Origin of the sequence: Pseudooceanicola sp. (assembly GCF_041987405.1) — a bacterium.
Taxonomy (GTDB): Bacteria; Pseudomonadota; Alphaproteobacteria; order Rhodobacterales; family Rhodobacteraceae; genus Pseudooceanicola.
Genome location: NZ_JBHIWR010000001.1, coordinates 548419 through 574624, shown reverse-complemented (window position 1 = coordinate 574624; position 26206 = coordinate 548419). Strand labels below are relative to the sequence as shown.

Sequence of the window (26206 nt, the reverse complement as noted above, 5' to 3'; positions counted from 1 at the left end):
GAAGGAGACCGACCAATGACCGATTTCACCGGCCTGCAGGCCCTCTACATCAATACCTCGCTCAAGAAGCAGCCCTCTGACAGCCACACGGCGCTGTTGTTGACGGCATCCAGCAAGATCATGCAGGCGCAGGGGGTGGATATCGAGCACCTGTACCTGCTCGATCACCAGGTCCCTCCGGGCGTCTACCCCGACATGACGGATCATGGCTGGGACCGCGACGACTGGCCCAAGATCTGGGAACGGGTCAAGGCCGCCGACATTCTGGTGATCGGCACGCCGCTCTGGCTGGGCGAGGAAAGCTCTGTCTGCCGCGTGCTGATCGAACGCCTCTACGCCATGTCGGGAATGCTGAACGACCGGGGCCAGTCGATCTTCTACGGCAAGGTCGGCGGCTGTGTCGTCACCGGCAACGAGGACGGGATCAAGCACGCCGCGATGACCCTCGGTTTCGCGTTGAACCACCTCGGCTACACCATCCCGCCCCAGGCCGACTGCGGCTGGATCGGAGAGGCGGGGCCGGGCCCCTCCTACGGCGACGAGCGGGAGGACGGCACCCGCGCGGGCTTCGACAACGACTTCACGCAGCGCAACACGACCATCATGACCTGGAACCTCATGCATCTCGCCCGCATTCTGCGCGACGCGGAGGGATACCCGCGGGAGGGCAACGACAGGACCGCATGGAAGGCCGGGACACGCTTCGGTTTCGAAAACCCGGAGTATCGCAGCTGATGCTCGCCCCCGCCCGGTCATATGAGACGCTGCGCGATAGCTTCACCTGGGACATACCAGCCCGGCTGAACATGGCGGCGCAGGTCTGCGACGACTGGGCAGCCAAGGATCCCGCCCGCACGGCGATCATCGACATGACCGGCCCGCGCCGCCGCGATGTCTCCTACGCCACGCTGCGGGAGATGGCGGAGACCCTGGCCACCGCGCTGGCGGATCGGGGCGTGGGGCAGGGGGACCGCGTCGGCGTGCTGCGCTCGCAGGACCCCTGGTGCGCCGCCGCCCATATCGCGATCTGGAAGCTCGGCGCGATCTCCGTCCCGCTCTTCAAACTGTTCGGAGAGGACGCCCTGCGCAGCCGGGTCGAGGACAGCGGGCTGACGCTCTCCGTCGCTGATGCGGACGGCGCGCGGATGCTGGCCAGGATCGGGTCTGCCACGCTGATCCCCGAGGATGGGCTGCCTGAGGCGATGACCGGCACGCTCGACACCGCCAGCGAAGACCCGGCCATTCTGATCTACACCTCCGGCACCACGGGCAAACCCAAGGGCGCGCTCCATGCGCATCGCCTTTTGACCGGCCATCTGCCCGGGGTGGAGCTGAGCCATGATTTCCTGGGTCAGCCGGGCGATTGCCTCTGGACCCCGGCCGACTGGGCCTGGATCGGAGGGCTGTTCGACGTGCTGATGCCCGGCCTGGCGCTTGGCGTGCCGGTCGTGGCGGCGCGAATGCCCAAATTCTCCGTCCCCGCCTGTCGCGACCTGATCGGCGCGACCGGCATTCGCAACGTCTTCTTCCCACCAACCGCGCTGCGGATGCTCAAGGCCGAGGGGGCGGCGATCCCCGGCCTGCGCTCCGTCGCCTCCGGGGGCGAGCCGCTCGGCGCGGAAATGTTGGCCTGGGGGCAGGAGGCGCTTGGCGTCGCGATCAACGAATTCTACGGTCAGACCGAATGCAACATGATCGTTTCCTCCTGCGGGGACCTGTTTCCGGCGCGACGGGGCTGTGCCGGTCGCCCTGTGCCGGGGCACGAGGTCACGGTGATCGACGCGGCGGGCCATCCGACCGAGGATGAGGGCGATGTGGCCGTCAAACGCGGCTCCGCCTCCATGATGCTGGAATACTGGACCAATCCCGCCGCCACGGCAGAGAAGTTTCGCGGCGACTGGATGTTAACCGGTGACCGCGGCGTGATGGAGGAGGGCTTCCTGCGCTTCGTGGGCCGGGAGGATGATGTCATCACCTCCGCCGGGTATCGCATCGGCCCGGGCGAGGTCGAGGATTGCCTGCTGACCCATCCCGCCGTTGCCACGGCGGGCGTTGTCGGCAAACCCGATCCGCTGCGCACCGAAATCGTCAAGGCCTACATCGTGTTGAAAGCCGGAGTTCCGGCAACGGATGACACACGTCAGGACATTGTTAACTATGTGAAATCGCGCCTCTCCGGTCACAACTACCCGCGCGAGGTGGCCTTCCTCGACGCGCTGCCCATGACCGTCACCGGCAAGGTGATCCGCAAGGCCCTGAAGGCCATGGCGGCGGAGGAGGGGGCATGAAACGGCTGCTCTCAATCCTTGCCATCCTCGGCGCAGCAGAGGCCCGGGCGGAGTATATTCCCGACCTGCAGACCTGCCTCAACGCCCATGTGGGACGCTACGAATGGTTGCTCGACATTCACGCGGATACGCCGGTGGATGAGATTCCGGGCGGTATCTGGCACCCGGGCAACGTGCACTACTGTGGCACGCTCGGGATCGTGCGCTGCGACCGCTCCGACGATCCTGTCGCCTGCCAGATCGACTTGGCAGAGCGCCAAGACAGGATCACCGCCGCCGTAAAACGCGATCTGCCCCCTCCCGCCGAACTGGAGGGCAACGACTGGCCCGTGCGGCTCTACGAGGCGGCCCATGCCCTGGCCCACGGCACCTCTGCCGGCCCGGATTGCGCCGGTCAGCCGGACCTGTTCGAGGCCTGGTGCGAAGCAAATGCCGCCAGCCACCGTCTGCGCCTGTCGGTCATGGCCTGGGAGGTCGCCCGCTATCTGGGCGCGGCCCCGAAGGCGACCGAGGCAGGCTGGGCAGGCCCCCCGCCCGTGCTACGCCCGAGGGTGCGGCCATGATCGCGCCCGGTTCCGAATGCAGCGGCCCTCGTCGGGTCGGACCAGACACATACCCCGCCGCCCCTCTGTCGGGCGCGGGAAACGAAGACAGGCGCCGCATGATCGGCGCAACCAATGAGGAGAAGCTGCCATGAAGCTGCAAAGCCAGGTCGTGACGGGGTCCGAGGCGTATCGCGCCAACCACGACGCGCATCTCGATGCGCTGGAAACCATCCGGAGCGCGGCCGAAGCCGCGACCCAGGGCGGCGGACAGAAATCCCGCGACCGCCATGTCTCGCGCGGAAAGATGCTGCCGCGCGACCGGGTGGCCGGGCTGCTCGATCCCGGCTCGCCCTTCCTCGAACTGTCGGCCACCGCCGCGCATGACATGTACGACAACGCCGCCCCCTGCGCCGGGATCATCACTGGAATCGGGCGCGTGCAGGGCCACGAGTGCATGATCGTCTGCAACGACGCGACGGTGAAGGGCGGCACCTATTACCCGATGACCGTCAAGAAACACCTGCGCGCGCAGGAGATCGCAGAGGAAAACCACCTCCCCTGCATCTACCTGGTCGACAGCGGCGGGGCGAACCTGCCCAACCAGGACGAGGTCTTCCCCGACAAGGAACATTTCGGCCGGATCTTCTACAATCAGGCCCGGATGAGCGGCAAGGGCATCCCCCAGATCGCCGTCGTCATGGGCTCCTGCACCGCCGGCGGCGCTTATGTGCCCGCCATGTCCGATGTGACCATCATCGTGAAGGAACAGGGCACGATCTTTCTGGCCGGTCCGCCGCTGGTCAAGGCCGCAACGGGCGAGGTCGTGAGCGCCGAGGATCTGGGCGGTGGCGATGTCCACACGCGCCTCTCTGGCGTGGCCGATTACCTGGCGGAGGATGACACCCACGCCCTGGCGCTGGCCCGCCGCGCCGTGGGGCACCTGAACCGCGCGCGGCCGACGACTGTGCAATGGGAAACCCCGGAAGACCCGGCCTATGACCCCGCAGAGATCATCGGCGTCGTCCCCGCCGACCTGCGCACCCCCTATGACATCCGCGAGGTCATCGCCCGAACTGTCGACGGCTCGCGCTTCGACGAGTTCAAACCGCGCTTTGGCGAGACACTGGTCACCGGCTTCGCCCATATCATGGGCTGCCCGGTCGGGATCATCGCCAACAACGGCGTCTTGTTCAGCGAGGCCGCCCAGAAGGGCGCGCATTTTGTCGAGCTTTGCTCGCAGCGCAAGATCCCGCTGGTCTTCCTGCAGAATATCACTGGCTTCATGGTCGGGCGGAAATACGAGAACGAGGGCATCGCCCGGCACGGGGCCAAGATGGTGACGGCTGTGGCCTCCACCAACGTGCCCAAGATCACCATGCTGGTTGGCGGCTCCTTTGGCGCGGGCAATTACGGCATGGCGGGCCGGGCCTATTCGCCCCGGTTCCTCTGGACATGGCCGAACTCGCGCATTTCGGTGATGGGCGGCGAACAGGCAGCGGGCGTTCTGGCTACGGTCAAACGCGACGGGATCGAACGCGCGGGCGGGTCGTGGTCGTCGGAGGAGGAGGCGGAGTTCAAGCGCCCGACGATCGAGATGTTCGAGCGCCAGTCGCATCCGCTCTATGCCTCTGCCCGGCTCTGGGACGATGGCATCATCGACCCGCGCAAGAGCCGCGACGTGCTGGCGCTGAGCCTCACGGCAGCGCTGAATGCGCCGATCGAGGACACGCGCTTTGGTGTCTTCCGCATGTAACCTTTCCGGACCGGGGAGGGGGCGCTGCCCCTGCGACAAAGCAGGCTTTGTCGCTACCCCGGAGTATTTGGAGAAAGATGAAGGACATGGACCTGTGATCGAGACCCGATTGACCCGCGATTTTGGATTGGACCATCCGATCCTGTCGGCGCCCATGGCGCTGGCGGCGGGCGGCGCGCTGGCGGCGGCAGTGACCGCTGCGGGCGGGCTGGGCCTGATCGGCGGCGGTTATGGTGACGCCGACTGGATCGAGACCGCCTTTCGCGATGCGGGCAATGCCCGGGTCGGCTGCGGCTTCATCACCTGGAAACTGGCGGAGAAGCCGGAGCTGCTGACCCGTGTGCTGACACATGATCCGGCGGCACTGTTCCTGTCATTCGGCGATCCCGCGCCCTTTGCCGCGGAGATTGCCGAGGCGGGGGTGCCCCTGATCTGCCAGGTGCAAACGCTGGGACAGGCGCGGCAGGCCCTGGCGGCCGGGGCGCGGGTGATCGTGGCCCAGGGCAGCGAGGCCGGAGGGCATGGCGCGTCCCGCGCGACGATGACCCTGGTGCCCGAGGTGGCGGACCTGCTTGCGCGCGAGGCGCCGGAGGTGCTGTTGCTGGCGGCGGGCGGCATTGCCGATGGACGGGGTCTGGCGGCTGCGCTGATGCTGGGGGCGGATGGCGTGCTGGTCGGCACGCGCTTTTGGGCCAGCCGCGAGGCGTTGGTGCCCGATCCGATCCGCGCGGCGGGGGTCGCGGCGACGGGAGATCAGACGATCCGGTCGTCGCTGCCCGATATTGCGCGGCAGCTCGACTGGCCCACGCCTTTCAACATCCGCACGGTGGAGAATGATTTCACCCGCCGCTGGCAGGATGATCCCGAGGGGCTGCGCGCCCGGGAGGATATCCCGCCCGCCTATGCGCAGGCCCTGCAGGAGGGGGATGCCACCCTCGCCCCGCCGATCGCGGGGGAGGCCGTGGGCCTGATCCACGACGCCCCCGGCGCGGCAGAGATCGTGACCCGCATGGCGGCGGAGGCCGAGGCGCTTCTGGGCGGGGGCTGGCGGCGATGATCCGGGTCTGGCAGGGCGATATCACCACGCTGGCGGTCGATGCGATCGTCAATGCCGCCAACAGCGCGCTCTTGGGCGGGGGCGGCGTCGACGGGGCGATCCACCGCGCCGCGGGGCCCGCGTTGCTGGAGGAATGTCGCGCCCTGGGCGGCTGCCCGACGGGCGAGGCCCGGATCACCGGCGGTTACGATCTGCCCGCGCGCCACGTCATTCACACGGTCGGGCCGGTCTGGAAGGGCGGCGCGGCGGGCGAGGCAGCCTTGCTGGCCGCCTGCTATCGAAATGCGATGGACCTGGCGGAAAGCGTCGACGCGACGCGCGTTGCCTTCCCGGCCATTTCCACCGGCGTCTATGGCTATCCGGCCGATGAGGCCGCGCAGATCGCAGTGGACGCGCTGATCGGCTGGTTGGCCGGGCGCGACAGCTATGAAATCACCCTGGTCGCTTTTGACGGCGCGGCGGCGGATCACCTGCGCCGCGCCCTGGGGGACCGGTCATGACACAAGAAGAACTCCGTAGGCCGAGGGCCGGAGAGGGGGAAAGATGTTCGACAAGATCCTGATAGCCAACCGGGGCGAGATCGCCTGCCGGGTGATCGACACGGCCCGCGCGATGGGTGTGCGCACCGTTGCGGTCTATTCCGATGCAGACGCCGCCGCGCGCCATGTCGCCATGGCGGACGAGGCGATCCACATCGGTGGGCCTGCCCCGGCCGACAGCTATCTGCGGGGCGATGCGATCATTGCCGCCGCCCATGCCTCCGGGGCGCAGGCGATCCACCCGGGCTATGGCTTCCTGTCGGAAAACCCGGATTTCGTGGATGCGGTCGAGGCGGCCGACCTGACCTTCATTGGCCCCTCGGCCAAGGCGATCCGCGCCATGGGGCTGAAGGATGCTGCCAAGAAGCTGATGGAAGAAGCGGGGGTGCCGGTCGTGCCGGGTTATCATGGCGCGGACCAGTCGGACGCCATCCTGTCCAAGGCGGCGGACGACATCGATTATCCGGTGCTCATCAAGGCCGTGGCCGGTGGCGGCGGCAAGGGCATGCGTCTGGTCGAAAAGCCCGAGGATTTCGCCGATGCGCTGGCGAGTGCGCGGAGCGAGGCAAAGACCGCGTTTGGGAACCCGGACGTTCTGGTCGAGAAGTTCGTGGAAAAACCGCGCCATATCGAGGTGCAGGTTTTCGGTGACGGGAACAGCGCCGTGCATCTGTTCGAGCGGGACTGTTCGCTGCAACGCCGCCATCAGAAGGTGATCGAGGAAGCCCCGGCCCCCGGCATGACCGAGGAGATGCGCGCCGCCATGGGCGCGGCGGCGGTCCGCGCGGCGGAGGCCATCGGCTACAAGGGCGCGGGCACGATCGAGTTCATCGTCGACGGCTCCGATGGGCTCCGCCCCGACGGCTTCTGGTTCATGGAGATGAACACCCGCCTGCAGGTGGAACACCCTGTGACCGAGGCGATCACCGGCGTCGATCTGGTGGAATGGCAGTTGCGCGTCGCCAGCGGCGAGGCCCTGCCGAAACGCCAGGACGAGCTGACCATCAACGGCCATGCCTTCGAGGCGCGGCTCTATGCCGAAGACGTGCCCGCAGGCTTCCTGCCCGCCACCGGCCGCCTGTCGCATCTGGCCTTCCCCGACGGCGCGCGGTCGGACACCGGGGTCCGGTCGGGCGATGTCATCAGCCCCCATTACGACCCGATGATTGCCAAGATCATCACCCACGGTCCGACCCGCGAAATCGCGCTGAAACGCCTGTCGCGCGGGTTGGAAGAGACGAAGGTTGCGGGCACGGTCACGAACCTCGCCTTCCTCGGCGCGCTCGCGGCGCACAAGGGTTTTGCCCGCGGCGATGTCGACACCGGGTTGATCGGGCGCGACATCGACACGCTGGCCGCCGCCCCCGAGGCCTCGCCCGTTGCCATGGCCTGGGCCGCGATGGTCGCGCTTGGCCTGGAGGGGGCGCCACAGGATTTGACCGGCTTCCGCCTCTGGGGCGATATGGTGAGGCGGATCACCCTGCGCCATGGCGGCGAGGATCTGGAGGTGGTCGTGACCAGCCGCGCGGGCACCTCGCATCTGGTCGACCTGCCCACGGGCATCGTGGTCGAGGCGCTCTTTGACGAGGTCTGGACCTTGGATGATCAACCCGCCCCGGCGCATCACCGCGCGGGCCAGCATGTCACGGTCTTTGACGGCTACGGTCAGGCCTTTGACCTGATCGACCCGCTGGACCGCGCCGCCGAAGGCGCGGCGGGCGGCAACCTGATCGAGGCGCCGATGCCCGGGCTGGTGAAATCCATGTTCGCCACGGCAGGGCAGGAGGTCGCCGCAGGCATGCGTCTGGCCGTTCTGGAGGCGATGAAGATGGAACACGGCCTGCTGGCCCCGCGCGACGGGGTTGTCGCCGAGGTTCTGGTGGAGGAAGGTGCGCAGGTCGAGGCCGGAGCGCCTCTCATCAGACTTGAGGAGGAAGAATGACCCCGATCCTGCACCACATCCCCGGCGCCCGCTCGTTCCGTATCCTGTGGCTTCTGCAGGAGATGGGGATCACCCCCGAGATCAAGGAATGGAAGATCCAGGACGGCTCCATGCGTAGTCCGGAGTTCCTGTGCAAGTCACCCGCCGGCCGTATCCCCGCGCTGGAGATCGACGGAGAGGTCATCTACGAAAGCGGCGCGATCACCGAATACCTGTGCGAAACCCGGCCCGAACACGGGCTGGGTCGCGCGCCGGGCGATCCCGAACGCATCCCCTTTCTGGAGGCGATGCACTACGCCGAAACCATTGGCCACCTGATCGCCGGGCTGAACCTGCAGTGGATCTTCCTGCGCAATCCCGAGGACCGGTCTGACACCGTCGTCAAGATCGAGGCGCGGCGCCTTACGGCCACCCTGGCCCCGATCGAGGCGCTGCTGGAGCAGCAGGATCATATCCTGGCCAGCGGGTTTTCCGCCGCGGACACGATGTATGGCTTCACCCTGACCGCCGCCGGGCGCTATGTCCGGCTGGAGCAGTTCCCCAACATCACCGCCTATATCGCCCGCATGGCCGAACGGCCCGGCCATATCGCCGCGCGCGCTCTGGACGGGGAACGCAACTTCCCCGGCAAGGACTTCTACGAGGTCGGCGCGTGATAACACTGCATCACTGTCCTCAGACCCGGTCCATGCGGGTGCTCTGGCTGCTGGAGGAGTTGGGCGTGCCGTTTCAGGTCGCGCCCCATGCCTTTGACAAGACCCTTCGTTCGCCGGATTACCTGAGTATCTCGCCCGCAGGTCGCGTCCCGGCGCTGGAGATGGACGGCGACACCTTCTTCGAATCCGGGGCGCTGATGGAGATCCTCTGCGAACGCTTTCCGGAGCGCGGCCTGGGCCGGTCGCCCGGGGACCTGGACCGCCCGGAATGGCTGGTCTGGCTGCATTTCGCGGAAACCATCACGCAACACTCCGCCGCCCTGACCCAGCAACATGTCGCGATCTACGAAGACGCCATGCGCTCCCCGATCGTGATGAAGCTGGAGGCGGCGCGGCTGAAGAAATGCTATGCGGCGATCGAGGGGCGGCTGTCCACCCTGGTGGAAAACCGCGACTACCTGCTGACCTCAGGCTATTCCGCCGCCGATATTGCTGTCGGGCAGGCGGTCTATCTGGCGCAGTTCTTTGCCAAGCTGGACGACTTTCCCGAAACCGCCAAGTGGTACGCCCGCCTGACCGAACGCCCGGCCTTCAAGGCGGCGTTGCCCGGGCCGGGGCAGGGCATCTACACCCGCGATTTCTATCCCGCCTGGGAGGGCTGAATGACCGCAACAGTCGAGATATTCGAGGTCGGCCCCCGCGACGGCCTGCAGAACGAAAAACGCGACATCCCGGTCGCGGACAAGATCGCCCTGGTCGACACCCTGTCGCGCGCGGGCTTCCGTCGGATCGAATGCGCCAGCTTTGTCAGCCCGAAATGGGTGCCCCAGATGGCCGGATCGGCCGAGGTGCTGGCCGGGATCACCCGGGCCAAGGGGGTGCGCTATGCCGCGCTGACGCCCAACATGCGCGGGTTCGAGGATGCCGCGCGCGCCGGTGCGGACGAGGTGGCGATCTTCGGCTCGGCCTCCGAAGGGTTCTCCAAGGCGAACATCAACGCCACCATTGCAGAGAGCCTGGAACGTTTCGCCCCCGTGGCCCGCGCCGCAATGGAAGAGGGGCTGCCGGTGCGCGGCTATATCTCCTGCGTGACCGACTGCCCCTATGACGGCGCGACCCCGCCCGGCGCGGTGGCCCGCGTGGCGGCGGCGCTGCGCGACATGGGCTGTTACGAGATCAGCCTGGGCGACACCATCGGGCAGGGCACGCCGGAAAGCATCGGCGCAATGCTCGACGCGGTGCTGGAAGAACTGCCCGCGACGCGGCTGGCCGGGCATTACCACGACACCGCCGCTAGGGCGCTCGCGAATATCGAGGTCTCGCTGGACCGGGGGCTACGCGTCTTCGATGCCGCCGTCGGCGGTCTGGGCGGCTGCCCCTATGCGCCCGGCGCTGCAGGGAATGTGGCGACGGAGGCCGTGCACGACCGGGTGACCGCTTTGGGCTACGACAGCGGGCTTAACCGCGACGTGCTGGTCGAGGCGGCCGCGATGGCGCGCGCGATGCGGGGGCATGATGCGTGAGGACGCAGATGGGTGCTCCGCACCCATCTCCCCAAATCACCAGGCCAACCCCCTCCCCCCACGACAGAAACCGAGGACCCAAAATGACCCACGACACCGTCTCCATCACCCGCGACGACCGCGGCGTCGCCACCCTCTGGCTGGACCGTGCGGACAAGCATAACGCGCTGAGCGCGCAGATGATCCGTGAGATGCATGAGGCCGCGGACACTCTGGCGAAGGACGACACCGTGCGCGTCGTGATCCTGGCCGCGAAAGGGAAAACCTTCTGCGCAGGCGGCGACCTCGGCTGGATGCGCGATCAGTTCGACGCCACCCCGGACACCCGGGCGAAGGAGGCGGGCGCACTGGCCCATATGCTGCAGGCGATCAATCTGATGCCGAAGCCGGTGATCGGGCGGGTGCAGGGCAATGCCTTCGGCGGCGGGGTCGGCATGGCAGCTGTCTGCGACGTCGCCATCGGCACGACCGGAGTCACCATGGCGCTGACCGAAACCAAGCTGGGCCTGATCCCGGCCACCATCGGCCCCTATGTCGCCGCACGGATGGGCGAGGCCCGCGCCCGCCGCGTCTTCATGTCCGGTCGCCCCTTCAAGGGGCCGGAGGCGGTGGATCTGGGCCTGCTGGCCCGCGCTGTCGCGCCGGAGGAGCTGGACGAGGCCGTGGAGGCCGAAGTCGCCCCCTATCTGCAGACAGCCCCCGCCGCCGTGGCCCGTGCCAAGGCCCTGCTGCGTCACCTCGGCCCGCCGATCACGACCGAGGTGATCGACCATTCCATCGGCGAACTGGTGGCTTGCTGGGAAGGCCCCGAAGCGCCCGAAGGGATCGGCGCCTTCTTCGAGAAGTCCAAGCCCTCCTGGCAGAGCTGACCATACCGGACAACGCCCCGACACCTCACCCCGCGCCGACGGGCTGCCACAGCTCCACCGGGTTGCCCTCCGGATCGTGGATCCGGGCGAAGGTGCCGACCTCGGGGTGTTGGTCCCAATCGGGATTCGTGATCACCTCGATCCCCGCCGCCTGCAGTTGCGCGATCATCGCGGGCAGGTTGTCGACGCGGAAGTTGATCATCCACTGGCGATCCGCGGCGAAGTAATCGCTGTCGGCCGGGAAGGGCGACAGCACCGTCGGCCCCGCCTCCTGCTGCCAGACCGTGGGCAGACCATCGACCCCCAGCACGTCGCGATACCAGGCGGCCAGCGCCTCCGGATCCCGCGCCCGAAAGAACAAACCGCCGATACCGTTGACCTTTTCCATTACCACCTCCCCGACCCGCAATCGCGTCACAGGGTAGACCGGATGCCTCCTCCTGTCAGCCCGCCCGATCCGCCCCAAAAAGCCGACAAAAATACTCAGAAATGATGCCGCTAAGTCATTGGAAAGGTTTTACTGTAACCTCTCCGCACCCATGTTGCGGGCGCAGCATTCAATTTGAGGAATGTTGCCCACTTTGGTTGACCCTGCCATGGGGCAGGAGTAAACCCCAGACAGCCCGGACGGCCGCTAACCGCCTGTCCCGCACCCAGGAAAGGAGCCATCCAAGTGGAAGAGATGCTCAGGGAATATCTTCCCATTCTCGTTTTCCTTGCTATCGCCATTCTGTTGGGCCTTGTGTTCATCCTCGCGGCCGTCATCATCGCGGTGCGCAATCCCGATCCTGAAAAGGTGTCGGCCTATGAATGCGGCTTCAACGCCTTTGACGATGCGCGGATGAAATTCGATGTCCGGTTCTACCTGGTCTCGATCCTCTTCATCATCTTCGATCTGGAAATCGCGATGCTCTTCCCCTGGGCCGTGGCGTTCAAGGATATCTCCATGGTCGGCTTCTGGTCGATGATGGTTTTCCTGGCCGTCCTGACCATCGGCTTCGCCTATGAATGGAAGAAAGGCGCCCTCGAATGGCAGTAAGCAAAGACGACGCCCTCGTAACACGCGTTCAGGGCGACGGCACCCAGACCGATCGCGTCAAGTCGGGCCCCTCGAACCTGGCACCCTACGGGGCCAATACCGCCGAGGGGGACAAGGAATACGCCACGCAGGCCCTGAACAAGGAGCTGCAGGATAAAGGCTTCCTGCTGACCTCGACCGAGGATCTGATCAACTGGGCGCGCACCGGCTCGCTGCACTGGATGACCTTCGGCCTCGCCTGCTGCGCGGTCGAGATGATGCACACCTCCATGCCGCGCTACGACGCCGAGCGTTTCGGCATCGCGCCGCGTGCCTCCCCGCGCCAGTCGGACGTGATGATCGTGGCCGGAACCCTGACCAACAAGATGGCCCCGGCGCTGCGCAAGGTCTACGACCAGATGCCGGAACCGCGTTACGTGATCTCCATGGGGTCCTGCGCCAACGGCGGCGGCTATTATCACTACAGCTATTCCGTCGTGCGCGGCTGCGACCGGATCGTGCCCGTGGACATCTATGTCCCCGGCTGCCCCCCGACCGCCGAGGCGCTGCTCTACGGGATCATGCAGCTGGCCCGGAAAATCCGCCGCACCGGTACGATTACGAGGTAACAGATGACCGAAGCCCTCAAGGAACTCGGCACCCATATCGAGCTGAAGCGCCCGGACTGCGTGTTGTCCTGGGATGTGACGCTGGACGAGCTGACCATCGACGTGACCCCGGCGAATATCGCGGGGTTCGTGGAGTTTCTGAAGACCGACGCCACCTGCCGCTTTTCCACCCTGATCGACATCACGGCGGTGGACTATCCCGAGCGGGCCAAGCGGTTCGACGTGATCTACCACTTCCTGTCGATGTACCAGAACCAGCGCATCCGCCTGCGTGTCTCGGTCCGCGAGGATGAGATGGTGCCGACGATCACCGATGTGCACCCCTCCGCCAACTGGTTCGAGCGCGAGGTCTTCGACATGTTCGGGATCATCTATTCGGGCCACCCTGACCTGCGCCGCCTGCTGACCGATTACGGGTTCCGCGGCTACCCGCTGCGCAAGGATTTCCCGACCACCGGTTATACCGAGGTTCGCTATGACGAGACCGCCAAGCGCGTCGTCTATGAACCGGTGAAGCTGACGCAGGAATACCGCCAGTTCGATTTCATGTCCCCCTGGGAAGGTGCGAAATACGTGCTTCCGGGGGATGACAAAGCAGAAGGAAAGGCCTGATGCGTCCCGCTTTGAACAGTGTGTCGCGCCCGGCCCGAGGGGGGGTGCGGAACGCGCCCGCCCTGGGGGGCGGGTCGGGCGCGTGTCAGATCGCATCGCGATCTGACATGGTCTGCAATGCATCCGGAGGTGCGCTATGATGGACGGCTCCAACCAGTTCGGCGACGCCCAGACGGGCGAACAGCAGATCCGCAACTTCAACATCAACTTCGGGCCTCAGCACCCGGCGGCACATGGCGTGCTGCGTCTGGTGCTGGAACTCGACGGCGAGATCGTGGAACGCTGCGACCCGCATGTCGGGCTGCTGCACCGCGGCACCGAAAAGCTGATGGAGAGCCGGACGTACCTGCAGAACCTGCCCTATCTCGACCGCCTCGACTATGTGGCGCCGATGAACCAGGAACATGCCTGGTGCCTCGCCATCGAGAAGCTGACCGGGATCGAGGTGCCGCGCCGCGCCTCGCTCATCCGGGTTCTCTACAGCGAAATCGGCCGTATCCTGAACCACCTGCTGAACGTCACGACGCAGGCGATGGACGTCGGCGCGCTGACCCCGCCGCTCTGGGGGTTCGAGGAACGCGAAGACCTGATGATCTTCTACGAACGGGCCTGTGGCGCGCGTCTGCACTCCGCCTACTTCCGGCCCGGCGGCGTCCACCAGGACCTACCGCCCGATCTGATCGACGATATCGAGACCTGGGCCAAGCGGTTCCCGCAGCGGCTGGACGACATCGACAACCTGCTGACGGAAAACCGTATCTTCAAGCAGCGGAACGTCGATATCGGCATCGTCACAGAAGAAGACATTCAGAACTACGCCTTCTCGGGTGTCATGGTGCGCGGCTCCGGCCTTGCCTGGGACCTGCGTCGTGCGCAGCCCTACGAGTGCTATGACGAGTTCGATTTCCAGATCCCCGTCGGCAAGAATGGCGACTGCTACGACCGCTACCTCGTCCGGATGGAGGAGATGCGCCAGTCGACCAGGATCATCCTGCAGGCGATCGAGAAGCTGCGCGCACCCGAAGGGCAGGGCGATGTCCTGGCTCGCGGCAAGATCACGCCGCCGAACCGGCGCGAGATGAAGACCTCGATGGAGGCGCTCATCCACCACTTCAAACTCTATACCGAGGGCTTCAAGGTCCCCGCCGGTCAGGTCTACGCCGCCGTCGAGGCGCCCAAGGGCGAGTTCGGGGTCTACCTCGTCTCCGATGGCAGCAACAAACCCTACCGCGCCAAGCTGCGCGCGCCGGGCTATCCGCATCTGGCCGCGATGGATCACGTCGCCACGGGCCACCAGCTGGCCGATGTCGCCGCCATCATCGGCACCATGGACATCGTGTTCGGGGAAATCGACCGGTGAAGCGCCTGGCCCTCCTTCCCGTGCTCGGCCTCACAGCCGCCTGCGCCGTACCGCCGCAAGGCACGCCCGCCGATGCGGTGACCGCCTATGATGCCGCCGTGGCTTCCATCGGCTGCAACCTGCGCACGGAGAAAGACTATCTGCCGGTCGAATTGCAGACCGGCATGACGCGCGAGCAGGTGCTTGCGATGACATCCTACAAGATTGCCAACAAACAGGCGGTGAAACTGCCTGATGGCACCGTACAACTGAAGACCGGAGCCTGTGCCTGATGCTGCGTCGCCTGCACCAAGAGCAACCCGAAAGTTTTGCCTTTACCCCGGCCAACCAGGCCTGGGCCGAAGCGCAGATGACGAAGTACCCCGAAGGTCGCCAGGCCAGCGCGATCATCCCGCTGCTGTGGCGCGCGCAGGAGCAGGAGGGCTGGCTGTCCCGTCCCGCGATCGAACATATCGCGGACATGCTGGGCATGGCCTATATCCGCGCGCTTGAGGTCGCGACCTTCTACTTCATGTTCCAACTGAAGCCGGTCGGCTCTGTTGCGCATATCCAGATCTGCGGCACCCTGTCCTGCATGATTTGCGGGGCGGAGGATCTGGTCGGTGTCTGCAAGGAAATGATCAACGATCAGCCCCACGCCCTGTCGGCGGATGGCAAGTTTTCGTGGGAAGAGGTCGAATGCCTCGGTGCCTGTGCCAACGCGCCCATGGCGCAGATCGGCAAGGATTATTACGAGGATCTGACCACCGAGAAACTGCGCGAGATCCTGACCGATCTCGGCAACGGCAAGGTTCCGGTGCCCGGGCCGCAGAACGGCCGCTACGCCGCCGAACCTCTCAAAGGTCTGACATCGTTGACGGAGTATGACAGCGGCCGGACGCAATACAACGCCTCCGTCGCCCTGGCAACGGACATTGGCGACACGGTCAAGCGCATCGACGGCACCGAGGTTCCCCTGCTGACGCCCTGGCAGGGCAAGGGCAAATCTGGCGACAAATCCTCCGGCAGCGCCAGGGTGAGCGAGGCGGTCGCCGCCAAGAAAGCCAAGACCACGGAGCCGCGCCCGGCCGCGGGCAAACCCGTCGACAAGACCGGCGTCGCCGAACAGGAGGCCGAGGCCTCTTCGCGCGGGACACCGCCGTCCAAGATCGAACCCAAGGGCACCGCCGCCGATGTCGCAGCTGCCGCGAGCGCGAAGCCGAGCGTCACGCCGGTAGAAGGCGAGGGGCGCCAGCCCGAAGGACTGTCCTCGCCCCGCGAAGGCAAGAGGGATGATCTGAAACAGATCAAGGGCGTCGGACCGGCGCTTGAAAGGCTGTGCAACAACCTCGGGATTTACCATTTCGACCAGATCGCCGAATGGGGCGCCGAGGAACTGGCCTGGATCGACCAGAACCTGAAGGGGTTCAAAGGGCGCGCCAGCCGGGACAATTGGATCGACCAGGCGAAAGTCCTGGCCTCCGGCGGAACGACGGAGTTTTCCGACCGGGTCAAAAAGGGTGACGTGTACGACGAATAATCAACGGGTAAGGGGACAGACGAATGGGAAACAACTGCAAACGTAACAGCTGGATTGCTGCGGTGGTGCTGGGCATCATCGTGTTTCTCATCGCGTTGCCGGGTTTCTTCGGCGCCCTGGTTCTGGGCGTCATCGCGGCGCTGATCCTGGGCTTCGGCCTGACCGTGTTTGTCTGCAGGGACGAAGGCACAGCCCCGAACGCCGCCAGCGATCAGGCCCCTGGCGCCGTCGCAGCCCCGGCGGCCGCACCCGCCCCCGCACCGGCCCCCGAGGCGGCACAGGCTGACCGGCCGGCGAATGCCGGGGCGGCAACGGCATCCCCGGCCACGGCCAAGGCTGACACCGCCGCCAAGGAAAAGCCTGCCTCGTCGCCGGGCAAGATCGCCGACACGGAAACAAAAGGTGGCACCGAACCTGCGGCGCCCGTTGCGGCCCCGCCCGAAAAGCCCGCCGTTGCCGATGCGACCGCCGCCACAGCCGCCGATGGCGAAGGCACCAAGCCCGCCGGGCTGAGCGCCCCGCGCGATGGCAAGGCGGATGACCTGCGCAAGATCAAGGGGGTCGGGCCCAAGCTGCAGAGCACGCTGAACGAGATGGGCTATTACCACTACGATCAGATCGCCGCATGGACGGCGGAAGAGGTGGCCTGGGTCGATCAGAACCTCAAGGGGTTCAAGGGCCGCGTCAGCCGCGACAACTGGGTCGACCAGGCCAAGCAACTCGCCACCGGCGAGGGGACTGAATTTTCGAAGCGCGTCGACGACGGTGACGTGTATTGAGTGGGGCAATGACCGATAGGGATGAAGCGATAGCGAAAAAGGGCAGGGTCGTCGCCCTTGTCATCGCGGGCGCCATGGTGTTCTGGATCGGCGGGCAGTTCCTGCGCGCCGAACTGGAGATGCCGCTGCGCTTTGCCTTCCTCATCGATTTTATCGCCATCGCGGCTTTTGTCTGGGCGCTGGTGGTCATTCTACAAATCTGGCGCGCGCGTCAGGATGGCAAAGGCCAGGATTGAGAAGGGTTGAGCATGCTCAAGGATCAGGACCGCATCTTTACCAATATCTACGGGATGCATGACCGCACGCTGAAAGGCGCGCAGTCCCGTGGGCATTGGGACGGCACAGCCGACATCATCAAGAAGGGCCGCGACTGGATCATCGACACGATGAAGGCCTCGGGTCTGCGCGGTCGTGGCGGCGCGGGCTTCCCGACCGGTCTCAAGTGGTCCTTCATGCCGAAGGAAAGCGACGGTCGCCCGGCCTATCTGGTCGTCAACGCGGATGAGTCCGAGCCCGGCACCTGCAAAGACCGGGAGATCATGCGCCACGATCCGCATACGCTGATCGAGGGCTGCCTGATCGCCTCCTTCGCGATGAACGCGCACGCCTGCTACATCTACATCCGCGGCGAATACATCCGCGAGCGCGAGGCCCTGCAGGCCGCGATCGACGAATGCTATGACGCGGGCCTTCTGGGCAAGAACGCCGCCAAGTCCGGCTGGGATTTCGACCTTTACCTCCACCACGGGGCAGGGGCCTATATCTGCGGCGAGGAAACCGCGCTGCTGGAAAGCCTTGAAGGCAAGAAGGGCATGCCCCGGATGAAGCCGCCGTTCCCGGCCGGCGCGGGTCTCTATGGCTGCCCGACCACGGTGAACAACGTCGAATCCATCGCCGTCGCGCCGACCATCCTGCGTCGCGGTGCCGACTGGTTCGCGGGTTTCGGGCGCGAGAACAACGCGGGAACCAAGCTGTTTGCGATCTCCGGCCACGTGAACAACCCCTGCGTCGTCGAGGAGGCCATGTCGATCACCTTCGAGGAACTGATCGACAAGCATTGCGGCGGCATCCGCGGTGGCTGGGACAACCTGCTCGCGGTGATCCCCGGCGGCTCTTCCGTGCCCTGCGTGCGTGGCGAGAAGATGAAAGACGCCATCATGGACTTCGACTACCTGCGCGGCGAGTTGGGCTCCGGCCTGGGCACCGCAGCGGTGATCGTGATGGACAAGCAGACCGACATCATCAAGGCGATCTGGCGGCTGGCCAAGTTCTACAAGCACGAAAGCTGCGGCCAGTGCACGCCCTGCCGCGAAGGCACCGGTTGGATGATGCGTGTGATGGAGCGTCTGGTGAACGGCGATGCCAGCCCCGAAGAGGTCGACATGCTCTGGGACGTGACCAAACAGGTCGAAGGACACACCATCTGCGCCCTCGGCGACGCGGCCGCCTGGCCGATCCAGGGCCTGATCCGCAACTTCCGCGACGTGATCGAGGACCGGATCAAGCACAAGCGCCCGGCGGTCGCGGCGGAGTGAGCTTGCGACGCTTCATATCCCGGCTCACGCCGGTCACGGCTCTCGTTGCGATGGTGCTGGCGGGCTGTTCCGCGCAGACCATGCGCGAGAACTGGCAGAACCGTGTGTCCGGCGAAACCGAGGTAAATATCGCGGAGGGCAACTATCGCGTCGCCTTCCTGCCGCTCGCCTCGCCCCCCGGCACGGCGGCCGATGCCTGGGTCTACGGTCCCGGTGTCTCCGCCCCCTTCACGATTCCGGACGGTGGTGTGCCCGGCCTGCGGATCAGCCGCCTCGACGGGCAGCCAATGACCCGTGCCGACCACGAAAACGCCAGGGCCGCGGCCTCTGCGGGCTGCGCGGATCGCCCGGGCTGGACACCGGCCAAGGCCGCCGCCATCGCGCGGACCACGGCGCGCACGGAATCCACCGCCTACTACGGCACCGGCTATCTGACCGGCGGGGCGTGGGTGTTGCTGGGGGTGTGCAAATGACCCATCTGGCCGCCTTCAACCTCGGTGTTCTGCGCCACGACTGGGATGATCCCCGTATCGCGGATTTCGCCGAGAACCTCGACCGGGTGAATGCCATCGCGCAGCGCGCGCCGGGATTCATCTGGATGCTGGACGAGGAGCAGATGGACGCGGCCCAGAACGACCCGCAAGGCGCATTGGGCGGCAACCCCCGCACCGCCAGCACCCTGTCGGTCTGGCGCGATGCGGATAGCCTGGGCCATTTCGTCTGGAACACACTCCACCGCGCCTTCTATGCACGGCGCGAGGAATGGTTCGCGCCGGGGCAGGGACCGCGTGTCGTCATGTGGCGGGTCGCAGCCGACCATCGACCGTCGATCGAAGAGGCCGTCCAGCGGCTGGACCACCTGAAAACCCACGGCCCGGGCGAGCATGCCTTTGGCTGGACCCACATCCAACATGAGGCGACCGATTGGGTCGCGCATCAATGCGGAGAAGCAGCATGAGGCGCGTTTTCATCCTCTCTCTCGTCGCCGTTACGGCGCTCACCGCCTGTAATCGGGGGGGCAAGGGAAACCCCTGGGGCAACCGTCAGCTCTTCGACGGCCAGTACTTCCGCGTGAAGCTGGACTCCGACAAGGACGACCGGCGGCAGTTCGTGGTGACGGTTAACGACGCCGGTAAATCCCTCGTCGGTGCGCGCACCGCCGCGATTACCAAGGCCAGCGAACACTGCGTGAAAGGGTTCGGCACGTCCGACATGGTCTGGGAGGTCTCTCCGGAGGTCGAGGATGCGGAACTGCCCCTCGTCAATGGCGACCTTGTCCTGAAAGGAACCTGCGACGGATGGCGGTAAAGGCCGGATATCACCTGGCAGAGCTGAACGTCGGGCGTTTGATCGCCCCGACCGATGACCCGCGCGTGGCCGAGTTCATGGAGAACCTCGACCGCATCAACGGGCTGGGCAAGCGTATGCCGGGTTTTGTCTGGATGATGGAGGGCTCGGGCGAACCGGGCACGGGCAATACCGAGGCCAAGATCGACGGCGATCCGCAGTTCGTCGCCAATCTGACCGTCTGGGAAGACCTCGACAGCCTGGAGCATTTCGTCTGGAACACCCTGCACCGGCAGTTCTACGAACGCCGGGCGGAATGGTTCGAGGTTCTGGGCGGCATGCATTTCGTCATGTGGTGGGTGCCCGAGGGCCATGAACCGACCCTGGAAGAAGGTCTGGCGCGCCTCGCCCGGCTCGAGGCCGAAGGGGCCAGCGACGAGGCCTTCACCTGGTCCTGGCTGCGCGATCAGGGCTTGTGGCAGGACCACAATTGCCGGGTGGCCGCGGAATGAAGCGTTTTGCCACCATATCAACCCCTTGCGCGGCTCGTTATTGCATAACACGCCCCCGAGGCCCCATCTGCGCAGCAGATGGGGCGGCCCGTTTCGCCGCCCTGCGCTGCACCGAAGGGAGACCGACATGCGCCTGACCACATCCGCCATACTTCTGGCCCTGACCACCTCTGCCGCCTTGGCCAAGGCGCCGCTGCGCGAAGTGCCGGAGATCGACAATTCCATGTTCTCCGTCGCCATGGCGATCGAGATCAGCGACAAATGCGCCTCGATCAAGCCGCGGACCCTGAAAGGGCTGGGCTTCCTCATGCGGCTGTCCGAAAAGGCCCAGGACATGGGCTACAGCAAGGCCGAGATCGACGCCTATCGCAAAAGCGATATCGAAAAGGCCCGCATCCGGGCCAAGGGCGAAGCCTACGTCCGCGACAAGGGCCTGGATCCGCTGGATCCCCAGGACCTCTGCAAGCTGGGCGAGATGGAGATGGCCCAGGGCAGCCAGATCGGATCATTCCTGAAATGATCCCTGCGGGGCGCAGGCCTCGCGACCGAACAACCGCCCCGGCAACCATGCCGGGGCACCGAAGAACAGCCGGACCCGATCCGGCAGACGAGAGCAAAGTGAGAGACCATGTCTGACCTGCGCAAGATCATCATCGACGACCAAGAGGTCGAGGTCGATCCCGCCCTGACCCTGATCCAGGCTTGCGAGCAGGCCGGGGTCGAGGTGCCGCGCTTCTGCTATCACGAGCGTCTGTCGATCGCGGGCAACTGCCGCATGTGTCTGGTCGAAGTGGTCGGCGGCCCGCCGAAACCCGCCGCCTCCTGCGCGATGCAGGTCAAGGACCTGCGCCCCGGGCCGGAAGGCGCGCCGCCGGTGATCAAGACCAACTCGCCCATGGTGAAGAAGGCCCGCGAGGGGGTGATGGAGTTCCTGCTCATCAACCACCCGCTCGACTGCCCGATCTGCGATCAGGGCGGCGAATGCGACCTGCAGGACCAAGCGATGGCCTATGGCGTCGACTTCTCACGCTATCGCGAACCCAAGCGGGCGTCGGACGATCTGGACCTCGGCCCGCTGGTCGAAACGCATATGACGCGCTGCATCTCCTGCACCCGCTGCGTCCGCTTCACCTCGGAGGTCGCGGGCATCATGCAGATGGGCCAGACGGGTCGTGGCGAGGATGCGGAGATCACATCGTACCTCAACCAGACGCTCGACAGCGAATTGCAGGGCAACATCATCGACCTCTGCCCCGTCGGGGCGCTCGTGTCGAAGCCCTATGCATTCACCGCCCGTCCCTGGGAACTGACCAAGACCGAAACCATCGACGTGATGGATGCGCTCGGCTCGAACATTCGGGTCGACACCAAGGGCCGCGAAGTCATGCGCATCCTGCCGCGCAACCATGACGGCGTGAACGAGGAATGGATTTCCGACAAGACCCGCTTCGTCTGGGACGGGTTGCGCCGTCAGCGTCTCGACAAGCCCTACATCCGCGAAAACGGCAAGCTGCGCCCCGCCACTTGGCCCGAGGCGCTGACCAAGGCGGCCGAGGCGATGAAGGGCAAGAAGGTCACCGGGTTGATCGGCGATCTCGCCCCCGTCGAAGCGGCCTTTGCGTTGAAACAGATGGTCGAAGGGCTGGGCGGCACCGTAGAATGCCGCACCGATGGCGCGAAACTGCCCGCCGGAAACCGGTCCGCCTATGTCGGCACGGCGACGATCGAGGATATCGAGAGCGCGAAATTCATCCAGCTGATCGGCACCAACCCGCGCGCCGAGGCGCCGGTGCTGAACGCCCGGATCCGCAAGGCCTGGATCGCCGGTGCCAATGTCGGGCTGATCGGCGAAAACGTCGACCTGACCTACGATTACGTCCACATGGGCACCGACCGCAAAGCGCTGGATGATCTGACCAAACACGAATTCACCGAGATCAAGGACCAGCCCTCCGTCGTGATCCTGGGGCAGGGCGCCCTGCGCGAAGCCGATGGCGAGGCCGTGCTGGCCGCCGCCATGGACGTGGTGGAGAAGACCAACGGCAAGCTGCTGATCCTGCACACCGCCGCCTCCCGCGTGGGGGCGATGGATGTGGGTGCGGTGACCGAAGGGGGCCTCAAGGCCGCCATCGACGGGGCAGAGGTGATCTACAACCTCGGCGCGGACGAGGTGGAGATCGGCGAGGGCGCCTTTGTCATCTACCAGGGCTCTCACGGCGACCGTGGTGCACACCGCGCCGACGTGATCCTGCCGGGGGCCGCCTATACCGAGGAAAACGGCCTCTTCGTCAACACCGAAGGCCGCCCGCAACTTGCCCTGCGCGCCGGGTTCGCCCCGGGCGAGGCCAAGGAAAACTGGGCCATCCTCCGCGCGCTCAGCGCCGAAGTCGGCGAGGCGCTGCCCTATGACAGCCTGGCGCAACTGCGCAAGACACTGATCGAGGCCGTGCCGCATCTCAAGCAGATCGACCAGGTGCCGGAAAACGACTGGACCCCTCTCGCCACGGCCAAACTGGGCGACGCGACCTTCGTGGGCGCGGTCAAGGATCACTACCTGACCAACCCGATCGCCCGCGCATCCCAGGTCATGGCGGAACTGTCGGCGAACGCTGCCTCCCGCGCCAACCCCAAGGTCGCGGCGGAGTGATCCGCTTTGCCCTCATAACTGCGGTCGGCCTAACCGCCGCCTGCACCGCGCAGGAGGTGTCCCGCGCGGCCCCCCGTGCGCTGGCGCCCGAGGGGGCGAGTTATGAGGGGATCGAGACCCGGCTGCTGGACAACGATCTGGTGGCCTTCCACGTCAAGATGCGCGGGGCCCGCGACGGTCAGGACGTGGCCGATTACGCGGAATGCGCGGCGGCTCAGTACACGCTGATCCGCGGCTTCGGTTTTGCCCGACATCTGCGCACAAAAACTGCCGAAGTCTCTGGCCTCTGGCAGGCAGATGCGATTTATACCATCTCGCCGGCGATACCCGCCGGGCTGCGGACGATCGACGCGGAAGTGACGGTCGAAAATTGCAGAAACAACGGAATACCCACGGTGTGAGGACCAATGGCTGACTTCTTTACAACTCACCCCTTCGGCATCCTCCTCCTGACGGTCGGTCAGGTGCTTCTGGTGGTGGTGCCGCTGCTGGTGGCGCTCGCCTTCCTCCTCTATGCCGACCGCAAGATCTGGGCGGCGGTGCAGCTGCGCAAGGGCCCGAACGTCGTCGGCGTCTTTGGTCTGCTCCAGTCCTTCGCGGACTTCGGCAAGTACATCACCAAGGAAATCGTGGTCCCCGCGGGCGCGGACAAGTTCGTCTTCTTCCTCGCCCCGATGGTTAGCCTCGTCATGGCGATGATCGCTTGGGCTGTGATCCCCTTCAACGATGGCTGGGTCTTGTCGGACATCAATGTCGCCATCCTCTATGTCTTCGCCGTCTCCTCGCTGGAGGTCTATGGCGTGATCATGGGGGGCTGGGCTTCCAACTCCAAATACCCCTTCCTCGGCTCGCTGCGCTCCGCCGCGCAGATGATCTCCTATGAGGTCTCTCTCGGCCTGATCATCATCGGCGTCATCATCTCCACCGGCTCGATGAACTTCGGTGACATCGTCGCCGCACAGGATGGCCGCTACGGCATCTTCTCCTGGTACTGGCTGCCGCACTTCCCGATGCTGTTCCTCTTCATCATCTCGGCCATGGCGGAAACCAACCGCCCACCCTTCGACCTGCCGGAGGCGGAATCGGAACTCGTCGCGGGCTACCAGGTGGAATACTCCTCGACGCCCTTCCTGCTCTTCATGATCGGGGAATACGTGGCGATCGTGCTGATGTGCGCGCTGGTTACGCTGATGTTCCTGGGCGGCTGGCTCTCGCCGATCCCGGGTCTGCCCGACGGCGTGCTGTGGTTCGTGCTGAAGCTCTGCTTTGTCTTCTTCATCTTCGCGCTGACAAAGGCCGTGGTCCCGCGCTACCGCTACGACCAGTTGATGCGGATCGGCTGGAAGGTGTTCCTGCCGCTCAGCCTCGTGTGGGTCGTGCTCGTCGCCTTCTTCGCAAAATTTGAACTTTTCGGCGGCGCGTACGCCCGCTGGATGATGTGAGGTTGACATGACCCAGATCGACTACACCCGCGCTGCAAAATACTTCCTGCTGATGGATGTCTGGCAGGGCTTCAAGATGGGGCTGAAGTACTTCTTCAAACCCAAGGCCACGCTGAACTATCCGCATGAAAAGGGCCCGCTCTCGCCGCGTTTCCGCGGTGAACACGCCCTGCGCCGCTATCCGAACGGCGAGGAACGCTGCATCGCCTGCAAACTCTGCGAGGCGATCTGCCCGGCCCAGGCGATCACCATCGACGCCGAACCGCGCGAGGACGGCTCCCGCCGGACCACGCGCTACGACATCGACATGACCAAGTGCATCTACTGCGGCTTCTGTCAGGAGGCCTGCCCGGTCGATGCCATCGTCGAGGGGCCGAACTTCGAATTCGCGACCGAAACGCGCGAAGAGCTGTTCTACGACAAGGCCAAACTGCTGGCCAACGGCGACCGTTGGGAAGCCGAAATCGCCCGCAACCTCGAAATCGACGCGCCGTACCGATGACCACACCCCAAGGGCATATCACGATCGGAGGCGCGCATGTCTGACGCCAAGACTCCGTTCGAGCTGATGATGGCGCAGGCGCAGGAGATGGTGAAATCCATGAACCCCGCGCTGGAAACCTTCACGCCCAAGGGCTTTGACAGCCTCTGGCCGACCATGCCCAAGGAATGGATGGAAATGGCCTTTGGCAACACGTTCAACACCGGCGGTCTGGATGCCAAGACGCGGCTTTATCTGACGCTGGCCGGGCTGACCATGCAGGGCGCCCAGGCCGAGGCGCAGATCCGCATGACCGTCCGCCATCTGCTGGAGCTGGGCGCGACGAAACAGGAAATCGGTGAATGCATCGCCCAGATGTCGATGTTCGCCGGACTGCCCGCCATGACCAAGGCGGGCGAAATCGCCAATGACGTGATCAAGGATCACGAGGCGGGGAACAAGGAAGAGGACGAGGAATGACCGTCACAACACTGGCCTTTTACCTGTTCGCATTGTCGACGCTGGTCGGCGGCCTCTTCACCGTGATGAGCCGCAACCCGGTGCATTCGGTGCTCTGGCTGATCCTGGCCTTCCTGTCCTCGGCCGGGCTCTTCATCCTGCTCGGGGCGGAATTCGTCGCGATGCTGCTGATCATCGTCTACGTCGGCGCGGTCGCGGTGCTCTTCCTCTTCGTCGTCATGATGCTGGATGTCGACTTTGCCGCGCTCAAGGCGGAGATGGCGAAATATATGCCGCTGGCCCTGCTGATCGGGGTGATCCTGCTGATGCAGTTCGGCCTCGCATATGGGTCCTGGGAGGCGTCCGCCTCCGCCGAAGCCAACCGCTTGGCCGTCATGCCCGCCGGAGAGAACACGCAAGGCTTGGGTCTGCTGATCTACGACCAGTACTTCCTGCTGTTCCAACTGGCCGGCCTGATCCTGCTGGTCGCCATGATCGGCGCCATCGTCCTGACCCTGCGCCACCGCAGCGACGTCAAGCGCCAGAACGTGCTGCACCAGATGTGGCGTGATCCGGCCAAGGCGATGGAGCTGAAGGACGTCAAGCCCGGGCAGGGGCTCTGATGGAATTCGCGGCGCTTGTCGTGGCCAAGGTCGGCTACGGCGGTGTCGCCATGATATGGGCGGCGAAGGTCGCTCTCGTCTGGGCCGCACACCGGCTCTGGAAAAGAAGAAACACGAAGGTCTGAGGGGAC

33 protein-coding genes are annotated in these 26206 nt (G+C 65.5%); 32 read left to right on the top strand and 1 reads right to left on the bottom strand.

From position 1 onward, the window contains the following. Positions 1-15: 15 nt before the first annotated feature. The 11 genes from ACFC2Y_RS02815 to ACFC2Y_RS02765 all read left to right on the top strand — a co-directional run bounded on the left by ACFC2Y_RS02815 (position 16) and on the right by ACFC2Y_RS02765 (position 11172). Positions 16-735, top strand: coding sequence for a flavodoxin family protein (locus ACFC2Y_RS02815; RefSeq protein ID WP_375173534.1), 720 nt, complete (start codon positions 16-18; stop codon positions 733-735). Then, positions 735-2288, top strand: a complete 1554-nt coding sequence (locus tag ACFC2Y_RS02810; RefSeq protein ID WP_375173533.1) for an AMP-binding protein — start codon at positions 735-737, stop codon at positions 2286-2288. The genes ACFC2Y_RS02815 and ACFC2Y_RS02810 overlap by 1 nt, the downstream gene beginning before the upstream one ends. After that, positions 2285-2851: a hypothetical protein gene (locus ACFC2Y_RS02805; RefSeq protein ID WP_375173532.1), complete on the top strand. Its 567-nt coding sequence runs from the start codon at positions 2285-2287 to the stop codon at positions 2849-2851. Before ACFC2Y_RS02810 ends, ACFC2Y_RS02805 begins: the two co-directional genes overlap by 4 nt. 130 nt (positions 2852-2981) lie before the next feature. Next, on the top strand, positions 2982-4586 hold the full coding sequence (locus ACFC2Y_RS02800) for a carboxyl transferase domain-containing protein (RefSeq protein WP_375173531.1): 1605 nt from the start codon (positions 2982-2984) through the stop codon (positions 4584-4586). A gap of 97 nt (positions 4587-4683) precedes the next feature. Beyond that, positions 4684-5643 carry an NAD(P)H-dependent flavin oxidoreductase gene (locus tag ACFC2Y_RS02795; RefSeq protein ID WP_375186410.1) on the top strand — a complete coding sequence of 320 codons (960 nt, stop codon included), beginning with the start codon at positions 4684-4686 and terminating at the stop codon, positions 5641-5643. Beyond that, positions 5640-6143 carry an O-acetyl-ADP-ribose deacetylase gene (locus ACFC2Y_RS02790; protein ID WP_375173529.1) on the top strand — a complete coding sequence of 168 codons (504 nt, stop codon included), beginning with the start codon at positions 5640-5642 and terminating at the stop codon, positions 6141-6143. The genes ACFC2Y_RS02795 and ACFC2Y_RS02790 overlap by 4 nt, the downstream gene beginning before the upstream one ends. A 43-nt stretch (positions 6144-6186) precedes the next feature. Further along, positions 6187-8124, top strand: a complete 1938-nt coding sequence (locus ACFC2Y_RS02785) for a biotin carboxylase N-terminal domain-containing protein (RefSeq protein ID WP_375173528.1) — start codon at positions 6187-6189, stop codon at positions 8122-8124. Beyond that, complete coding sequence (locus ACFC2Y_RS02780; protein ID WP_375173527.1) at positions 8121-8780, top strand: glutathione S-transferase family protein; 660 nt, start codon at positions 8121-8123, stop codon at positions 8778-8780. Before ACFC2Y_RS02785 ends, ACFC2Y_RS02780 begins: the two co-directional genes overlap by 4 nt. Beyond that, positions 8777-9442: a glutathione S-transferase family protein gene (locus ACFC2Y_RS02775; RefSeq protein ID WP_375173526.1), complete on the top strand. Its 666-nt coding sequence runs from the start codon at positions 8777-8779 to the stop codon at positions 9440-9442. Before ACFC2Y_RS02780 ends, ACFC2Y_RS02775 begins: the two co-directional genes overlap by 4 nt. After that, complete coding sequence (locus tag ACFC2Y_RS02770; protein ID WP_375173525.1) at positions 9443-10303, top strand: hydroxymethylglutaryl-CoA lyase; 861 nt, start codon at positions 9443-9445, stop codon at positions 10301-10303. 83 nt (positions 10304-10386) lie between these two features. Then, a complete protein-coding gene (locus ACFC2Y_RS02765; protein WP_375173524.1) occupies positions 10387-11172 on the top strand; it encodes a crotonase/enoyl-CoA hydratase family protein in 786 nt (261 codons plus the stop codon). 25 nt (positions 11173-11197) lie between these two features. Here ACFC2Y_RS02765 and ACFC2Y_RS02760 read toward each other — a convergent pair whose 3' ends face one another. Next, the gene (locus tag ACFC2Y_RS02760; protein ID WP_375173523.1) at positions 11198-11560 is read right to left on the bottom strand and encodes a VOC family protein; all 363 of its coding nucleotides are present in this window, start codon (positions 11558-11560) and stop codon (positions 11198-11200) included. A 285-nt stretch (positions 11561-11845) separates the two neighbouring features. Here ACFC2Y_RS02760 and ACFC2Y_RS02755 point away from each other — a divergent pair, with 285 nt between their 5' ends. From ACFC2Y_RS02755 to ACFC2Y_RS02655, 21 genes are all read left to right on the top strand, one after another. Continuing rightward, the gene (locus ACFC2Y_RS02755) at positions 11846-12211 is read left to right on the top strand and encodes an NADH-quinone oxidoreductase subunit A (RefSeq protein WP_375173522.1); all 366 of its coding nucleotides are present in this window, start codon (positions 11846-11848) and stop codon (positions 12209-12211) included. A gap of 77 nt (positions 12212-12288) precedes the next feature. Beyond that, entirely contained in the window at positions 12289-12819 is a 531-nt protein-coding gene (locus ACFC2Y_RS02750; protein ID WP_375173746.1) for a NuoB/complex I 20 kDa subunit family protein, read from the top strand. 3 nt (positions 12820-12822) lie between these two features. Next, entirely contained in the window at positions 12823-13431 is a 609-nt protein-coding gene (locus ACFC2Y_RS02745; RefSeq protein ID WP_375173521.1) for an NADH-quinone oxidoreductase subunit C, read from the top strand. A 139-nt stretch (positions 13432-13570) separates the two neighbouring features. After that, positions 13571-14791, top strand: a complete 1221-nt coding sequence (locus ACFC2Y_RS02740; protein ID WP_375173745.1) for an NADH-quinone oxidoreductase subunit D — start codon at positions 13571-13573, stop codon at positions 14789-14791. Beyond that, a complete protein-coding gene (locus ACFC2Y_RS02735; RefSeq protein ID WP_375173520.1) occupies positions 14788-15063 on the top strand; it encodes a hypothetical protein in 276 nt (91 codons plus the stop codon). Before ACFC2Y_RS02740 ends, ACFC2Y_RS02735 begins: the two co-directional genes overlap by 4 nt. Beyond that, a complete protein-coding gene (locus tag ACFC2Y_RS02730) occupies positions 15063-16310 on the top strand; it encodes an NADH-quinone oxidoreductase subunit E (protein WP_375173519.1) in 1248 nt (415 codons plus the stop codon). The genes ACFC2Y_RS02735 and ACFC2Y_RS02730 overlap by 1 nt, the downstream gene beginning before the upstream one ends. 23 nt (positions 16311-16333) lie before the next feature. Further along, a complete protein-coding gene (locus ACFC2Y_RS02725) occupies positions 16334-17089 on the top strand; it encodes an endonuclease (protein ID WP_375173518.1) in 756 nt (251 codons plus the stop codon). Between the two features lie 8 nt (positions 17090-17097). Further along, positions 17098-17325, top strand: a complete 228-nt coding sequence (locus ACFC2Y_RS02720; protein WP_375173517.1) for a DUF5337 domain-containing protein — start codon at positions 17098-17100, stop codon at positions 17323-17325. 12 nt (positions 17326-17337) lie between these two features. Further along, positions 17338-18624 carry an NADH-quinone oxidoreductase subunit NuoF gene (gene nuoF, locus ACFC2Y_RS02715; protein WP_375173516.1) on the top strand — a complete coding sequence of 429 codons (1287 nt, stop codon included), beginning with the start codon at positions 17338-17340 and terminating at the stop codon, positions 18622-18624. A 2-nt stretch (positions 18625-18626) separates the two neighbouring features. Then, positions 18627-19097: a hypothetical protein gene (locus ACFC2Y_RS02710; RefSeq protein WP_375186395.1), complete on the top strand. Its 471-nt coding sequence runs from the start codon at positions 18627-18629 to the stop codon at positions 19095-19097. Continuing rightward, positions 19094-19582 (top strand): DUF3291 domain-containing protein, encoded by a 489-nt coding sequence (locus ACFC2Y_RS02705; protein ID WP_375173514.1) that lies wholly within the window; start codon positions 19094-19096, stop codon positions 19580-19582. Before ACFC2Y_RS02710 ends, ACFC2Y_RS02705 begins: the two co-directional genes overlap by 4 nt. Continuing rightward, the gene (locus tag ACFC2Y_RS02700; RefSeq protein WP_375173513.1) at positions 19579-19932 is read left to right on the top strand and encodes a hypothetical protein; all 354 of its coding nucleotides are present in this window, start codon (positions 19579-19581) and stop codon (positions 19930-19932) included. Before ACFC2Y_RS02705 ends, ACFC2Y_RS02700 begins: the two co-directional genes overlap by 4 nt. Further along, positions 19923-20423: a DUF3291 domain-containing protein gene (locus ACFC2Y_RS02695; protein ID WP_375173512.1), complete on the top strand. Its 501-nt coding sequence runs from the start codon at positions 19923-19925 to the stop codon at positions 20421-20423. Before ACFC2Y_RS02700 ends, ACFC2Y_RS02695 begins: the two co-directional genes overlap by 10 nt. A 127-nt stretch (positions 20424-20550) precedes the next feature. Continuing rightward, entirely contained in the window at positions 20551-20943 is a 393-nt protein-coding gene (locus ACFC2Y_RS02690; protein WP_375173511.1) for a DUF5333 domain-containing protein, read from the top strand. Between the two features lie 108 nt (positions 20944-21051). After that, complete coding sequence (gene nuoG, locus ACFC2Y_RS02685) at positions 21052-23070, top strand: NADH-quinone oxidoreductase subunit NuoG (protein ID WP_375173510.1); 2019 nt, start codon at positions 21052-21054, stop codon at positions 23068-23070. After that, the gene (locus tag ACFC2Y_RS02680; RefSeq protein ID WP_375173744.1) at positions 23070-23471 is read left to right on the top strand and encodes a hypothetical protein; all 402 of its coding nucleotides are present in this window, start codon (positions 23070-23072) and stop codon (positions 23469-23471) included. Before nuoG ends, ACFC2Y_RS02680 begins: the two co-directional genes overlap by 1 nt. Positions 23472-23477: 6 nt before the next feature. Next, positions 23478-24512 carry an NADH-quinone oxidoreductase subunit NuoH gene (gene nuoH, locus ACFC2Y_RS02675; RefSeq protein WP_375173509.1) on the top strand — a complete coding sequence of 345 codons (1035 nt, stop codon included), beginning with the start codon at positions 23478-23480 and terminating at the stop codon, positions 24510-24512. Between the two features lie 7 nt (positions 24513-24519). Then, complete coding sequence (gene nuoI / locus ACFC2Y_RS02670; RefSeq protein WP_375173508.1) at positions 24520-25014, top strand: NADH-quinone oxidoreductase subunit NuoI; 495 nt, start codon at positions 24520-24522, stop codon at positions 25012-25014. Positions 25015-25050: 36 nt separating this feature from the next. Next, the gene (locus ACFC2Y_RS02665; RefSeq protein ID WP_375173507.1) at positions 25051-25473 is read left to right on the top strand and encodes a carboxymuconolactone decarboxylase family protein; all 423 of its coding nucleotides are present in this window, start codon (positions 25051-25053) and stop codon (positions 25471-25473) included. Next, positions 25470-26075, top strand: coding sequence for an NADH-quinone oxidoreductase subunit J (locus tag ACFC2Y_RS02660; RefSeq protein ID WP_375173506.1), 606 nt, complete (start codon positions 25470-25472; stop codon positions 26073-26075). Before ACFC2Y_RS02665 ends, ACFC2Y_RS02660 begins: the two co-directional genes overlap by 4 nt. After that, the gene (locus ACFC2Y_RS02655; protein ID WP_375173505.1) at positions 26075-26200 is read left to right on the top strand and encodes a hypothetical protein; all 126 of its coding nucleotides are present in this window, start codon (positions 26075-26077) and stop codon (positions 26198-26200) included. The genes ACFC2Y_RS02660 and ACFC2Y_RS02655 overlap by 1 nt, the downstream gene beginning before the upstream one ends. Positions 26201-26206: the final 6 nt, after the last annotated feature.